The sequence below is a fragment of the Rhodoblastus sp. genome (assembly GCF_019449565.1).
Classification (GTDB): domain Bacteria; phylum Pseudomonadota; class Alphaproteobacteria; order Rhizobiales; family Beijerinckiaceae; genus Rhodoblastus.
In genome coordinates this window covers 1-13535 of the sequence record NZ_JAGRPM010000014.1, presented here as the reverse complement: position 1 = coordinate 13535, position 13535 = coordinate 1, and the positions used below count along the sequence as shown (strand labels likewise).

Sequence of the window (13535 nt, the reverse complement as noted above, 5' to 3'; positions counted from 1 at the left end):
CGCGAATGCCGCCCGCGCTTTTTTTTCGCGCGGTGCGGCCGGCTCCAGTTTACGCCGCGGCGACGTCTTCTTTCGACGTTTCCAGCGACGCTTCTTCGAGGATCGTTTCGGTGTCCGACTCGCCCGACAGGACCGCCTTCATCTTGTCGCGATCCAGCTCGCCTTCCCAGGCCGAGACCACCACCGTCGCCACGCCATTGCCGATGATATTGGTCAGCGCGCGGTTCTCGCTCATGAACTTGTCGATGCTGAACACGATCGCCATGCCCGGCACCAGCCGCGGATCGACCGCGGCAAGCGTCGCCGCCAGGGTGATGAAGCCCGCTCCAGTGATGCCCGAGGCGCCCTTCGAGGTCAGCATCGCCACGCCGACGATGATCAGCTGCTGCTTCAGATCAAGCGGAATGCCCAGCGCCTGCGCGATGAACAGGGTCGCCAGCGTCATGTAGATATTGGTGCCGTCGAGATTGAACGAATAGCCCGTCGGCACGACGAGGCCCACCACCGAGCGCGAGCAGCCGAGCTTTTCGAGCTTGGCCATCAATTGCGGCAGCGCGCTCTCGGACGACGACGTGCCGAGCACGATCAACAGCTCGTCCTTGATGTAGAGCAGGAACTTGAAAATGTTGAAGCCGGTGAAGCGGGCGATGGTTCCCAGCACCACCACGATGAAGAAGGCCGAGGCGAAATAGAAGGTCGCGACGAGGCCGAACAGGCTGCCCAGCACGGAGGGGCCATATTTGCCGACCGTATAGGCCATGGCGCCGAAGGCGCCGAGCGGCGCGGCCTTCATGACGATGCCGATCACGCCGAACACGGCATGGGCGGTGTCGTCGATCAGGCGGCGCAAGGGCGCGCTGCGCTCGCCCATGGCCATCATGGCGAAGCCCATCAGGATCGAGAACAGCAGGACCTGCAAAATGTCGCCGCGCGCGAAGGCCCCGACGACCGAATCCGGGATCACGTCGAGGAAGAAATCGACCGTCGTCTTGTGCGGCGCGTTGACATATTGGGCGACCGCCGACGGATCCGCCTTGCCGCCGAAACCCGCGCCCGGCTGCGCGACATTGCCGATGACGAGGCCGATGACGAGCGCGAAGGTCGAGACGACCTCGAAATAGACCAGCGCCTTGACGCCGACGCGGCCGACCTTCTTGGCGTCCTGGATATGGGCGATGCCGGTCGAAACCGTGCAGAAGATGATCGGCGCGATCACCATCTTGATCAGCTTGATGAAGCCGTCGCCCAGGGCCTTGACGCCGGGCGTGGTGGCGAAATCAGGAAAGGCGACGCCGACCAACACGCCAAGAAAAATGGCGATCAGGACCTGCACATAGAGCTGGCGATACCAGGGCTTCTTGTGCGGCGGCGTCTCCGGCCTCTCGGCGGCGCCGCTCATGTTGATGGGCATATGCTCCGCAGCGGGCTCGTTGACGTTCATCTCAGGCGCTCCTCATTGCGCGTTCCGATCTTCTTGTCGGATCGCGCTTGATATCCGCCTATTCAACGCCGCCCACCGGAGAGCGCAAGATTTTTCTCGAAAAAGACACAATATCTCAAAACTGCGGCCAAAACCGGATCAGCGCCCCCATACCAGCGACAGTTCGGCGTCGCCCGGAAAGCCGTCCGGGAAACTCGCGATCCGCGCGGACAGGGCGAAGCCCAGCGGACGCAATTCCTTGTCCCAGCGCAGGAAGAAATCAGCCGCCTTGCCGCGCAGGCTCGCGGGCCAATCAGGGTCGGGCAGGTTGATCGCGCGGCCGCCGTCCGCGCACAGGGCCGCCGGGAAGGTCAGGGCCGCGACGCCGGTTTCGCCACGCCGCGCCGCCTCGCGCGCCAGCGACATGAGATGGGCCAATTCCTGATCGCTGAACCGCGCCGCGAGCAGTTCCTTGACCAGTTCGTCGCGCTTTTCCCGCGTCTGGCGCAGCGCCTCATCCTTGATACGCGATTTCGTGCTCTCAAACGCGTTCACCATCCCCTTCAGCATCGCAGCCGTCACGGCGTCCGGCGAAATTTCCGGCTCGGGCTGTGACGCCTTCTGGGCCCGTTTCAACTGCTGCAGCTTGAGCCGCGCCTCCTGCCGGGCGGCGTCGAAAGCTTCCGGGGTCACCGGCTTGGCGGACGCGCGTTCCTCGGGCGCATAGAAGCGCAGCAGATCGGCCCTTGTGACGACCCCGACGACGGCGCCCTCGCGTAGAAGAAGGATGCGCTTGACCCGATGCGCGCCCATCAGTTCGGCGACTGCGGCGATTGTCGCGTCCTCGTCGACGCAGAGCGCCGGCCTGGCCATGATCTGGCGGACGGTTTCGGATTCGCGCTCCAATACGTCGAGATAATCCCCGGCCATGTCCTGCCCGCCGGACAGCATCTTCACCCAGGCTTCGCGCTGCTTCGTGCGGGTAGCGGAATCGGCGAAGCGAAAATCGCTCTCGCTGACCACGCCCAGCGGTCGCCCCTGCGCGTCCACCACCGGCAGGCCGCTGACATGGAGGCGCAGCATGGCCTCCGCCGCCGCGCGGGCCGTCTCGTCCGGGCCAATCGTCACCACCGGCGACGTCATCACGTCGCGCGCGCGCGCCTCGGAAACGGATTTGGCGAGATCCAGCATGCTGCTCTCCTTTGAAGTCCCTGCGCATCGGGCCGGACCTTAGCCGCCATTCTAGGCGCGAAGCTTGACGCTTGCCTGAACGCCTTCGTCAGACGACGCCGCCGCTGACCAGCAGGCCGGCGAGCAGCGAGAGACCAAGGCCGAGAACCACGCAAGCCGCCGCGACTTCCAGCAGCCGGCCGAAGATTTCCGCGCGGCGCCGGCCCACGCCCAGCATTTTCGTCGCCGCGCCCTTGACCAGCACGGCGCTGGCGGCGAGCGCCGCCGTGGTCAGCGCCGTGCCCGCCGCCATGGCGAAAACGGCCCAGACGCCTATGATGAAAGCGCGCTGCGCCGCCGCGAACACCAGCACCAACAACGCGCCCGAACAGGGCCGCAGCCCCGCCGCGACCACGGTCGCCACGCCCTGGCGCCAGGAGAACGTCTCGCCCAGCAGGCGGGGATCGGGCGCGATGCAATGCGCGCAATTGGGACCATGAGAAGGATCCGGCGAGCCATCGTCGCAGCTGAAACGCGAGGCGATTGGGATTGGCGGGGCGCGCAGGGTCGCGACGAAATCGGCGCCCTTGCGCCAGACCAGCCAGAGCCCCAGCGCGGCGATGCAGAAATAGGACGCAATCTCGACCGCCTGAGTCGCGGCGGTCATTTTCTGCGCGGTCGCCCCGAGCAGCAGCGCGGCGATTCCAACGATGGCGATGGCGACCACGGCTTGAAGCAGAGCGGCGAAGGCAGAAAGGATCATGCCGCGCCGAAGGGCCTTTTCATTGGCGAGCATATAGCTCGCGATCACCGCCTTGCCATGGCCCGGTCCGGCGGCGTGAAACACGCCATAGGCGAAGGCGACCGCCGCCAGCGAAAAGGCCGCGGAAGGATTGGCCTGCGCCGCCGCCACCGCCTGCCTCAAGGCCTGATAGAAGCGCGCCTGTTCCGTCAGTAGCCACATTCCGATACGGCCGACCTCGCCAACCGCGCCTTCATTGACCCCGATCGAGAAGGGATTGCGCGCGATCTGGGCGGCGGCCTCGCCGCACAACAGCGCCAGAGCCGCCAGGAATAGTCCGAGCCTTTTCATGGACAGGCCACAATGGAGCGCGTCGCCAGCTTGATGCCGAAATCCGCGCCGGGCGACAGGCCGGAGAAAAAGCTCTCATTGAGTTTTTTGGAATCCGAGCCGTCGAGCGGATCGGGCCGCAGCGTGGTCAGCGAACAGCCGGCGGGCGCATCCTTCAGCGTGATCGGCTCCGTCTTTTCCAGCGCGAAATCGACGAAATAGGTCGGGTCATAGACCATGAAGGTGAAGGGCTTTTTCGCCGAGACCGGCTCTTTCAGCGGCAGAGTGAAGCGCAAGGTCACCAGCTTCTTGTCATCGGCCTCCAGCTCATAATCTGTCGGCTCGCCGAATTCATACATTTTGGGGCCGGTCTTGGCAGCGGTGAAATATTGGAACTCCGCTAACGACTCGACATTGGTCTTGGCCAGTGGCGCGAGCTCATCCTTGGTCGGAGGCTTGCCGTCCTTGCCGAGGCCCTGCGTGGCGAAGGCGGAATACATTTCATCGAAAGTCCAGCTGTGACGGAAGCCGGTGATTTTCCCATCCGGCCCGAACAGGATCTGCGCCCTGGCGACGACCCAGACATGGGGATGGGCAGAAGCGGGCTCCGCGAGGCCCAGCAGCAAAATCGCCGCCCCAGCCAGAACGTTTCGCATCACCGCCAATGAATCGCTCCGCCAATTCCAGAATCGCCGCTTACACCATGCGCGCAAGTCTGGCGAAAAGGTGGCGGAGCCACGCGGCGCAAGCGCGGCGGTTTGCAAATGTGATGGGCTTTCGTCGAGGAGAAGCTTACATTTGGTCATTCGATTGAGGAATTGTTGCGGGCGTTTGTCGCCCTCGCGGAGACGCCCATGCACTCCATGACCGATGCGCCCAATCTTCCCGCCAATTTTCACGCGCAATATGTTCAAGCAAACGGCGTCTCGCTCTATGTCCGGACGGGCGGCCAAGGCCCGGCTGTCGTGCTGTTGCATGGGTATGGCGAGACCGGCGACATGTGGACGCCGATGGCCGCCGATCTCATGGGGGACCATTTCGTCATCGTCCCTGACCTGCGTGGTCTCGGCCTATCCTCAAAGCCTCTGGGCGGCTTTGATAAGAAGACCCAGGCGGGTGATCTGGCGGACATCCTTGCGGCGCTTGGTATTGGCCAGATCGACCTTGTCGCCCATGACATCGGCAATATGGTCGCTTTTCAGTTCGCCGCGCAGCACCCTGAACGAGTCCGTCGATTGGTGCTGATCGACGCGCCGGTCCCGGGAGTCGGCCCGTGGGACGAGATCCTGAAAAACCCTCTTCTTTGGCATTTTCGCTTCGGCGGCCCCGATATGGAACGACTGGTCGCAGGCCGCGAACGCATCTACCTCGACCGATTCTGGAACGAGTTCTCGGCCGATCCCGCCAAATTCGATGAAGCGTCCCGGACGCACTATGCTCAGCTTTATGCCTTGCCTGGCGCCATGCATTCGGGTTTCGCGCAATTCTCGGCCTTCGACCAGGATGCGGCCGACAATCGCGCATGGCTTGCCACGGGGACGCGTCTGGCGATGCCGGTGTTAGCTGTGGGAGGCGAGAAGTCATTCGGGACGACGATGGCGACTGTGATGCGCGCCGCAGCCACCGACGTACGGGAGGGCGTGATACCCGGATCCGGCCATTGGATCATGGAGGAGAACCCGCAGGCAACGATCGCCCTGGTCCGCGATTTCCTCGCGGGGAATGAGGCCGTGTAGCCGGCGGCGTCTCATTACAAACCGGCAAATTGATTTACGGAAGCGTCGCAACGTCCTGTCCGGGCAAAAAGAAAGGGCGCGATGGAAATCGCGCCCTCGAACAAGCCGTCATAGTCGCTGGCGAGCCTCGCCCCGCATACCCGTGATGAGGCGGGAATGCTCACCGCACCAGAATGTTGCGGAACTGCCAGGGGTCGCTCTCGTCGATATCTTCCGGGAAGAAGCCGGGGCGGCCGGAGAGCGGCGTCCAGTCGGTATAGACGCCGACGACCGGGCCGAGATAGGGCGTCTGGATTTCGAGGCAGCGCTTGTAGTCTAGCTCGTCGGCTTCCAAAATGCCTTCGTTGGGGTTTTCCAGCGCATAGACCATGCCCGCCAGCACAGCTGACGACACCTGAAGGCCGGTGGCGTTCTGATAGGGGCAGAGGTCGCGGGTCTCTTCCACCGAGAGCTGCGAGCCAAACCAATAGGCGCCCTTGGCGTGGCCGAACAGCAGCACGCCCAGTTCGTCGATGCCGTCCACGATCTCGTGCTCGGTCAGGATGTGGTTCTTCTCCTGCACCTTGCCGCCAGAGCCGAACATTTCATGCAGAGACAGCACGGCGTCGTCGGCCGGGTGATAGGCGTAATGGCAGGTCGGGCGATAGACCGCCTCGCCCCTGTCATTGCGCACGGTGTAATAATCGGCGATCGAGATCGACTCGTTATGGGTGACGAGGAAGCCATATTGCGGGCCGGGCGTCGGCGTCCAGCTGCGCACGCGGGTGTTGGCGCCGGGCTGCAACAGATAGATCGCGGAGCCGCAGCCGAACTTGTGGGTGCGGCCATTGTCCGGCATCCAGGTTTCATGGGTGCCCCAGCCGAGTTCGGCCGGCTGCATGCCTTCCGAAACAAAGCCCTCGACCGACCAGGTATTGACGAAAGTTCCGCGCGGCTTCGGGTCTTTCGCCCGCTGGGTGTCGCGCTCGGCGATGTGGACGCCCTTGATTCCGAGACGCTGGGCGAGCGCGCCCCATTCGGCGCGGGTCTTGGGCTCCGGCGCCGTGTCGCCGAGGTCGGCGGCGAGATTGACCAGGCCCTGTTTCACGAACCAGGACACCATGCCGGGATTGGCGCCGCAGCAGGAGATGGCGGTTGTTCCGCCGGGGTTCTTGCGGCGGGCTTCCAGCACCGATTCGCGCAGGGCGTAGTTGGAGCGCTTTTCCGGCCCCAGATTCTTGTCGAAATAGAAGCCGAGCCACGGCTCGACCACGGTGTCGATGTAAAGCGCGCCGATTTCGCGGCACAGCTCCATGATCGCCAGCGAGGAGGTGTCGACCGAGAGATTGACGCAGAAGCCCTGGCCGCCGCCGCGAGTCAGCAGCGGGACCAGCAGGTCACGGTAATTTTCCTTGGTGACGCCGGACTTGATGAATTCATAGCCGCGACTTTCCGCGATCTCGCGATCCACGTCGGTCGGATCGATCACGACAAGGCGCTTGTGGTCGAATTCGAAATGCCGCTCGATCAGCGGCAGCGCGCCTTTGCCGATGGAGCCGAAGCCAATCATCACGATCGGGCCGGAAATGCGGCCATGAACGGGCCAGTCAGTCATGATGTCGTCCTGTTCTGCAAGGGCGTGAAGTCTGGTGCGTGGGGTCTTGGGCGTGAAGTGTTGCGGTTTACTCGCAAAGGCGACAGGCGGGGTCAAGCGGCGCCGCCCAGGCTACGCCACTTTTTGACTGCGGATGTGACAGTTTGAAGAAGGTTATGCCGGCAAGCATGGGCTCGCCCCATGCTTGCCGGCTAGGAGCGAATGCGCCGCCGAGCTTATGCGAGGGATTCCTTGATCGCGACATGTCGCGATCAAGGATACTGTCAATCAAGCCGCCAGGCGTCGCTCGCCTTCGGTCGCCGCCAAGGCGCCCGTCGCCCGGACGAGGCCCCGCGCGCCATCAAGCGCGCCGGGCTGCAACTCCAACGCGAGGAAGCGCGCCAGCTCCACCGGCCCCGGCAGGTCCAGATTCTCAGCACCCACGCGCGCAAAACCGAAGCGCTCGTAATAGGGTGCGTCGCCGACCAGAATGACGGCCTTGTGGCCAAGGTCGCGGGCGCGCTCCAACCCGTGGCGGATCATTTTTCCGCCCAGCCCCTGCGCGCGCAGCGACGCGCTGACCGCGATCGGGCCGAGCAGCAGGGCGTTGGAACCCTCTCCCGCCTCCACCGACCAGAACCGCAAGGTGCCGATCAGGACGCCGTCGCGGATCGCCGAGAAGGCCAGACCCTGCGCCGGCAGCCGGCCCTCGCGCAGGCGCTCGCAGGTCTTGCGCCAGCGATCAAGGCCGAAGGCGCGGTCGAGCAGCGCCTCGCGGGCGAGAAAGTCGCGGGCGGATTCCTCGCGGATGATGATTTCGCCGGGGGCGGCGGCAAGGGCGAGCGGAGCGGCAAACTGATTCATGGGCTTGACCTTCCTCGGGTCGCAAAAAGCCGCGGCCGGAACGAAGCCGGCGCGGGTTGAGGAGGCCGCCGCCTCTCTTGCGACAGGCGGCGCGTGATGCGGGAAAACTCGGGAACCGGACTCAGATCACATAGGACTGCAGAGGCGGGAAGCCGTTGAAGCCGACGGCCGAATAGGTCGTCGTATAGGCGCCTGTCCCCTCGATCAGCACTTTCGCGCCGATTTCGAGACTGACCGGCAGCAGATACGGCTCCTTTTCATAGAGCACGTCGACTGAATCGCAGGTCGGGCCGGCCAGCACGCAAGGCTCTCGCGGGTCCGAATCATATGCGGTGCGGATCGGATAGCGGATCATCTCATCCATGGTTTCGGCGAGCCCGTTGAACTTGCCGATGTCGAGATAGACCCACTTCACCTCGTCGTCGTCCGACTTCTTCGAAATCAGCACGACTTCCGCCTCGATCATGCCGGCATTGCCGACCATGCCGCGACCCGGCTCGATGATCGTCTCCGGGATCTGGTTGCCGAAATGTCGTCGCAGCGCCGTGAAAATGGCGTCGCCATAGCTGCGCACGGGCGATACCCGCTTGAGATAGCGAGTCGGGAAGCCGCCGCCGAGATTGACCATCTGGAGATTGATTCCCCGTTCGGCCAGTTCGCGGAAGACGCCCGCCGCGCTTTTGAGCGCGGCGTTCCACATGCGCGGATTGCGCTGCTGCGAACCGACATGGAACGACAGGCCATGGGCCTCCAGCCCGAGGCTATGCGCCAGTTCGAGCACGCGCGGCGCCATGGCCGGCGCGCAGCCGAACTTGCGGGACAGCGGCCATTCGGCGCCGACCCCGTCGCACAGCATGCGGCAGAACACTTTTGCGCCCGGCGCCGCGCGCGCGACCTTCTCGACTTCCGCCTCGCAATCGACAGCGTAAAGGCGCACGCCGAGTTCGAAGGCGCGGAGGATATCGCGCTCCTTCTTGATCGTATTGCCGAAGGAAATGCGGTCCGGGGCCGCGCCGGCGGCGAGCGCCTGCTCGATCTCGACCACGGAGGCGCAATCGAAGCAGGAGCCGAGCGCGGCCAGCGCGGCCAGAACTTCCGGCGCCGGATTGGCCTTGACGGCATAGAACACGCGGGTATCGGGCAACGCCTTGGCGAAAGCGGCGTAGTTGTCGCGCACGACGTCGAGATCGACGACGACGCAAGGCGCGGAATCCTGGCCGGCCTCGCGGCGGTTGCGGAGGAATTCAAGAATGCGATCGGTCATCGCGGCATCCCATCGAAGGGCGGTTTCCCGCCAGAACAACAAGGCTTCGGGAGGACAAGCGCCAGCCGTCCGCAATCGCGCGATGGAGACGCGAGAAGCGGAATGCAACGCTGTCCGAGACCGTTCGGCTGCGCGAAATGCGCCGCCTAGCGGTCGGGTGCTGCGCCGTGGACGCGAAAAACTCGGAAGGCGTCACGCCATCCAAGGTTTCAGCGGCCTTCGATTGGAATGGGAAATCCCGTTCCGCACGCCCGGCAAGAAAGACAAGCCTCTTCGGTAAGCCGGCCTTTGGAGGGCCGACAGAGACGAAAAAGCCCGGTCCGTCGTTGCTTTAAGTCGCGATCCCCCGTTCAGACGGGGTTCGCCGGTTCGCCTCCGGCTGCCGGTTTGATTTTCAGGCGTTTCTCCGGCCTCTTGTCCGGGGTCCCGCCAACCGACACACGACCACAGGCACGTGCGATTTGGGCAGGTCCATACATATGAATTCGCGGCTTGAACGCAAGTGAAAAAAACGCAGTTTCGGACATTTTTGCCCGCTGTGGCTTCCGCGCCGAAAGATCGCGTTAAGCGACCTCTCGCGAAGCGCCTTGCGAAGGTCGCAAATCGCGGATAACTCCTTGTGCAGCGCCACAAACTCGCGCGCTCGCTCGCCTGCCTCGCCGCCCACTCCGGTACCTTCTCCCATGTCCCAATTCGACCGCCGTTTCCTGCTCAACGCCCTCGCCGTTTCGGGCGCCGCCGCATTCGCGCCGCGCGCGCTGGCGCAGAATTCGGGACAGCCGGGGACGGGGCAGCCGCCGGCGCCGCATTTCGGCTTCGAGGATGTCGTGAAGCGCGCCCGCGAGCTTGCCGCGGCGCCCTATGACGCGATGCCGCCGAAACTGCCCGAAGCCTTGAACAAGCTGGATTTCGACGCCTATCGCGACCTGCGTTTCAAAGCCGAGAAATCGCCGATCACGACCGGCCCCTATCGCCTGCAATTGTTCCATCTCGGCTATGGCTTCAAGCGCCCGGTGGTGGTGAACACGATCCGCGACGGCATCGCCACGCCGATCCCCTATTCCGCCGGCCTGTTCGACTATGGCCGCAACAAGTTCGACAAGAACCTGCCGGTCAATCTCGGCTTCGCGGGCTTCCGGCTACATTATCCGCTGGGCGCGCCGCACAGCCAGGAGGAGATCGTCTCCTTCCTCGGGGCGTCCTATTTCCGCTTCCTCGGCCGGGGCCAGAGCTACGGCCTTTCGGCGCGCGGCCTGTCCGTGAACACCGGCGGCGACGACGAGGAGTTTCCTCTGTTTCGCGAGTTCTGGATCGAGACATCGGAGCAGACGCCGGAACGCGCCACGATCTTCGCGCTGCTCGACAGCGCGTCCGTCACCGGCGCCTTTCGCTTCGATCTCTATCCCGGCGTCGAAAGCGTGATGGAGGTTGGCGTCACGCTCTACCCGCGCCGCGACAATGTGAAATTCGGCATGGCGCCGCTCACCTCGATGTTCTACCTCGGCGAGGATCGCAACAGCGGCAAGCATGTCGACGAATATCGCCCCGAGCTGCATGATTCGGACGGATTGCTGATGCATGCCGGCAATGGCGAGTGGATCTGGCGGCCGCTGCGCGCGCCGCGCGTCAAGGTCATGACCACTTTCGCCGACACCAATATCCGTGGCTTTGGCCTCGTGCAGCGCGACCGCAATTTCGACCATTACCAGGACCTCGACCTCACCTATGAAACGCGGCCGACCTATTTCGTCGAGCCGCATGGCGATTGGGGCGAGGGCCGCGTCGAGCTGCTCGAACTGGCGACCAAGGATGAGACGGCCGACAATATCGTGACCTATTGGACGCCGAAAACGCCCCCCGAGGCCGGCAAGCCCTTCTCTTTTTCCTATCGCATCCGCTCCCTGCTGGAAGCCGCCGACCTCTCCCCCAACGGCCATGTGGTCAATACCTGGAAGACCAGCCCCAAGGCGCTTGGCTCCAATGAGGCCGTCGATGTCGGTTCGCGCCGCTTCATCGTCGATTTCGCTGGCGGCGACCTCGCCTATTACATGCAGGATCCCAATTCGGTCGAAGTGTCCGCCACGACCTCGCAGGGCAAGATACTGCGAACTATTCTGATGCCCAATCCGCGCATAGACGGCTTCCGCGCCATGATCGACGTGCAGGTCGAGCCGGGCCAGACCACGGATATCCGGGCTTTCCTCCATGCCGGGCCGAAAGCCCTGACCGAGACCTGGCTGATGCCCTGGATCGCGGAGTGATTGGGCGGAGCTAATCGCGCGTGAGCGAGGCCGGGCCGAAAGCCCGCGGCAGCAGTTCCGACAGGGAGACAGTTTCCGCCGCGCCCGTCTTATCGGCGAGGTGGATCAGCGCCTCGCCCGGCGCGAATTCCGCGATGCGCTGGCGGCAGGCGCCGCAGGGCGCGATCCGCCCCGGTCCGGGTCCAAGCACGAGAATTTCCACGATCCGCGTCTCGCCCGCCGCAACCATGGCCGAGATGGCCGAGGTCTCCGCGCAAACACCCAACGGATAAGCGGCGTTTTCCACATTGCAGCCGGAAAACACCGCGCCGCTCGCGCTGCGCAGAGCGGCGCCGACCGGAAAGCGCGAATAGGGCGCATAGGCCCGGTCCCGCGCCGCTTTGGCGCGATCAAACAATTCGTCGAGACCGGCCATTTCGACCTCCCATCAAAAATTGCGCCAAAGCGCCAACAGCAGGCCATTCTCGCGATAGGCGCTCTGGCCCGCCAGCGTGACGAAGCCGCCGCCCTGAACCCGCCATTCGCCGCTCAGCCGATAGACGAGGCTGAATTGCGCCTTGGCCTGCGCCCATTGCGGCGTAGAGGGACTGCCCGACGCCCCCGAGATCGTATTGAAGCTCTGCGCCAGCACAAGCAGGTCGGGCGTCGCATAGAGGCCAAAACTCGCGTCGAAATGGCCCTCATTGGGCGCCGTCCCGCCGACGAAGCGGTAACCCGCCGAAAAATCGAGGAAGCCGGAGAGGCCGGCCAGCGTCAGATTATGGCCGAGCAGCAGGCGGAGATCATATTCCGGCCGGTTTGGCCCCTGCAGCCAGCTGTTGGTCGCCCCGCCGGTCGTCGGCGCGCGTACGCCAGCCAGCACCGAGATCACGGTTGAATCGTCGCGCCAGACCCTCGCCTGCGCCGCGATCTCGCTGTCGCCAAGCCCGGTATAGTTCTGGTTGGCCGGAGAGCCCAGCGAGGAGCTTTGCACGCCCGGGCGAATAATGGCCGCCAGCCAATCGGTGACGCCATAGGCGACAAAAGCCGTCGCCTGCCCGCTGCGATAGAGCGAGGTCGGCGTAATCCGGCCGGACTGATTATAAGCGACGCTCGCCTGTTCGAAAAAGGTGGTGACGATAATTTCGCCGTGACCCTGTTCCGGCGTCCAGGCCCCCGCCGAGGCCGGGCCAACGCCGAAAGCCGCGACGGCAAACCCGGACGCGACAAAAAAAACCAACCGGGACAAACTCTGCCGCTGCATGCCGCAGCCTGAAAAATGCGACGCCTGACGATAGCTTAACCTGAGCAGAAAGTGAGGGTCAATTCAAGCTCAAGCTGTTTTGGGCGGCCTGGAAAAGGCGCGCCGCCACGGGAACCGGGCGGCGCGTGAAAAAAAATCAGGCGGCGGGCGTTTCCGCGGGCGGGGCCGGCGGCGGGGGCGCCGCGCTATCGAGCGCCTGGCGCAATTTTTCTTCCAAAGCGTGGTCGAAGGAAGTCTTGATCACAGTGCCGCCAGCGCCCTTGAGATCTTCCAGCACCTTGTCGGTCGTCATCTTGCGGATGAGCAGGAACAGGCCCGCCATGCCGGGCTTGAGCGCCTCGTCGGCCTGGCGCTTCATGTCCGCATCATTGATGCCGACATCCGTCAGCGCGCCGCCCAGCGCGCCGCCGGCGGCGCCGACAGCCGCGCCTGCGAGCGGCATCATGAACAACCAGCCGATTAGCGTGCCCCACAGCGCGCCGGACGCCGCGCCCGCCGCCGTCGTGTTCATGAGCTGGTTGAGTTTGACGCGGCCCTTGTCGTCCCGCACGGCGATCACCGCGTCGCCGATATCGATCAGATATTCGCGCTGCATGCCGAGGACGCGGTCGCGCACTTCTTCGGCCTTCTGTTCGTTGTCGAAGGCAATGAAAACCAGATCGCTCATGACGTTTCTCCACTTCAAACCGCCGCGCGTCCGGCTCGGATTGCGCTACGGAATTCCTGTTTTTCGTTCCTTATGACGACATCGGCGTGAAGCCGCCGCGTCACCCTTGCGCGGGCGTTCCCGCGCTTTCCTGCTCCGCCTTCGGCCGCGTCGAGGGGCGGAATTTTTCGCGCAGGCCCTGGAACGCCACATAGAGCGGCGGAATGGCGAAAATGCCGACCACCGAGGCCAGGATCATGCCGCCGAACACCGGCGTGCCGACATT

The 13535-nt window shown here is 64.2% G+C and carries 12 protein-coding genes; 2 read left to right on the top strand and 10 right to left on the bottom strand.

Annotation, left to right across the window (positions count from 1 at the left end):
- Positions 1 to 49: 49 nt before the first annotated feature.
- The 4 genes from QZ409_RS03485 to QZ409_RS03470 all read right to left on the bottom strand — a co-directional run bounded on the left by QZ409_RS03485 (position 50) and on the right by QZ409_RS03470 (position 4318).
- Positions 50 to 1399, bottom strand: coding sequence for a dicarboxylate/amino acid:cation symporter (locus QZ409_RS03485; RefSeq protein ID WP_296707165.1), 1350 nt, complete (start codon positions 1397 to 1399; stop codon positions 50 to 52).
- Positions 1400 to 1579: 180 nt separating this feature from the next.
- Positions 1580 to 2611, bottom strand: coding sequence for a CBS domain-containing protein (locus QZ409_RS03480; RefSeq protein WP_296707160.1), 1032 nt, complete (start codon positions 2609 to 2611; stop codon positions 1580 to 1582).
- Positions 2612 to 2699: 88 nt separating this feature from the next.
- Positions 2700 to 3683, bottom strand: a complete 984-nt coding sequence (locus tag QZ409_RS03475; RefSeq protein WP_296707158.1) for a nickel/cobalt transporter — start codon at positions 3681 to 3683, stop codon at positions 2700 to 2702.
- The gene (locus tag QZ409_RS03470) at positions 3680 to 4318 is read right to left on the bottom strand and encodes a DUF1007 family protein (RefSeq protein WP_296707163.1); all 639 of its coding nucleotides are present in this window, start codon (positions 4316 to 4318) and stop codon (positions 3680 to 3682) included. Before QZ409_RS03470 ends, QZ409_RS03475 begins: the two co-directional genes overlap by 4 nt.
- A 207-nt stretch (positions 4319 to 4525) precedes the next feature.
- Here QZ409_RS03470 and QZ409_RS03465 point away from each other — a divergent pair, with 207 nt between their 5' ends.
- Positions 4526 to 5398 carry an alpha/beta hydrolase gene (locus QZ409_RS03465; RefSeq protein ID WP_296707156.1) on the top strand — a complete coding sequence of 291 codons (873 nt, stop codon included), beginning with the start codon at positions 4526 to 4528 and terminating at the stop codon, positions 5396 to 5398.
- A gap of 160 nt (positions 5399 to 5558) precedes the next feature.
- On the opposite strand, the gene QZ409_RS03460 is transcribed toward QZ409_RS03465, so the two are convergent.
- From QZ409_RS03460 to QZ409_RS03450, 3 genes are all read right to left on the bottom strand, one after another.
- Positions 5559 to 6992, bottom strand: a complete 1434-nt coding sequence (locus tag QZ409_RS03460; RefSeq protein ID WP_296707154.1) for a homospermidine synthase — start codon at positions 6990 to 6992, stop codon at positions 5559 to 5561.
- A gap of 267 nt (positions 6993 to 7259) precedes the next feature.
- Positions 7260 to 7835, bottom strand: a complete 576-nt coding sequence (locus QZ409_RS03455; RefSeq protein WP_296707153.1) for an N-acetyltransferase — start codon at positions 7833 to 7835, stop codon at positions 7260 to 7262.
- A 121-nt stretch (positions 7836 to 7956) separates the two neighbouring features.
- Positions 7957 to 9099 (bottom strand): type III PLP-dependent enzyme, encoded by a 1143-nt coding sequence (locus tag QZ409_RS03450; protein ID WP_296707151.1) that lies wholly within the window; start codon positions 9097 to 9099, stop codon positions 7957 to 7959.
- A gap of 683 nt (positions 9100 to 9782) precedes the next feature.
- Between QZ409_RS03450 and QZ409_RS03445 the strand changes: the two genes are divergently transcribed.
- Positions 9783 to 11360: a glucan biosynthesis protein gene (locus QZ409_RS03445; RefSeq protein ID WP_296707149.1), complete on the top strand. Its 1578-nt coding sequence runs from the start codon at positions 9783 to 9785 to the stop codon at positions 11358 to 11360.
- A 10-nt stretch (positions 11361 to 11370) separates the two neighbouring features.
- On the opposite strand, the gene cdd is transcribed toward QZ409_RS03445, so the two are convergent.
- The 3 genes from cdd to QZ409_RS03430 all read right to left on the bottom strand — a co-directional run bounded on the left by cdd (position 11371) and on the right by QZ409_RS03430 (position 13270).
- Entirely contained in the window at positions 11371 to 11775 is a 405-nt protein-coding gene (gene cdd, locus QZ409_RS03440) for a cytidine deaminase (protein ID WP_296707146.1), read from the bottom strand.
- 12 nt (positions 11776 to 11787) lie between these two features.
- On the bottom strand, positions 11788 to 12579 hold the full coding sequence (locus QZ409_RS03435; RefSeq protein ID WP_296707144.1) for a hypothetical protein: 792 nt from the start codon (positions 12577 to 12579) through the stop codon (positions 11788 to 11790).
- A gap of 160 nt (positions 12580 to 12739) precedes the next feature.
- Complete coding sequence (locus tag QZ409_RS03430; protein WP_296707142.1) at positions 12740 to 13270, bottom strand: DUF1269 domain-containing protein; 531 nt, start codon at positions 13268 to 13270, stop codon at positions 12740 to 12742.
- Positions 13271 to 13535 lie beyond the last annotated feature (265 nt).

Bases quoted from the DNA above. Each gene is read 5' to 3' on its own strand.
- QZ409_RS03450 (WP_296707151.1), bottom strand. From the start codon at position 9,099: ATGACCGATCGCATTCTTGAATTCCTCCGCAACCGCCGCGAGGCCGGC.
- QZ409_RS03480 (WP_296707160.1), bottom strand. From the start codon at position 2,611: ATGCTGGATCTCGCCAAATCCGTTTCCGAGGCGCGCGCGCGCGACGTG.
- QZ409_RS03475 (WP_296707158.1), bottom strand. From the start codon at position 3,683: ATGAAAAGGCTCGGACTATTCCTGGCGGCTCTGGCGCTGTTGTGCGGC.
- QZ409_RS03430 (WP_296707142.1), bottom strand. From the start codon at position 13,270: ATGAGCGATCTGGTTTTCATTGCCTTCGACAACGAACAGAAGGCCGAA.
- QZ409_RS03485 (WP_296707165.1), bottom strand. From the start codon at position 1,399: ATGAGCGGCGCCGCCGAGAGGCCGGAGACGCCGCCGCACAAGAAGCCC.
- cdd (WP_296707146.1), bottom strand. From the start codon at position 11,775: ATGGCCGGTCTCGACGAATTGTTTGATCGCGCCAAAGCGGCGCGGGAC.
- QZ409_RS03460 (WP_296707154.1), bottom strand. From the start codon at position 6,992: ATGACTGACTGGCCCGTTCATGGCCGCATTTCCGGCCCGATCGTGATG.
- QZ409_RS03465 (WP_296707156.1), top strand. From the start codon at position 4,526: ATGACCGATGCGCCCAATCTTCCCGCCAATTTTCACGCGCAATATGTT.
- QZ409_RS03470 (WP_296707163.1), bottom strand. From the start codon at position 4,318: ATGCGAAACGTTCTGGCTGGGGCGGCGATTTTGCTGCTGGGCCTCGCG.
- QZ409_RS03455 (WP_296707153.1), bottom strand. From the start codon at position 7,835: ATGAATCAGTTTGCCGCTCCGCTCGCCCTTGCCGCCGCCCCCGGCGAA.
- QZ409_RS03445 (WP_296707149.1), top strand. From the start codon at position 9,783: ATGTCCCAATTCGACCGCCGTTTCCTGCTCAACGCCCTCGCCGTTTCG.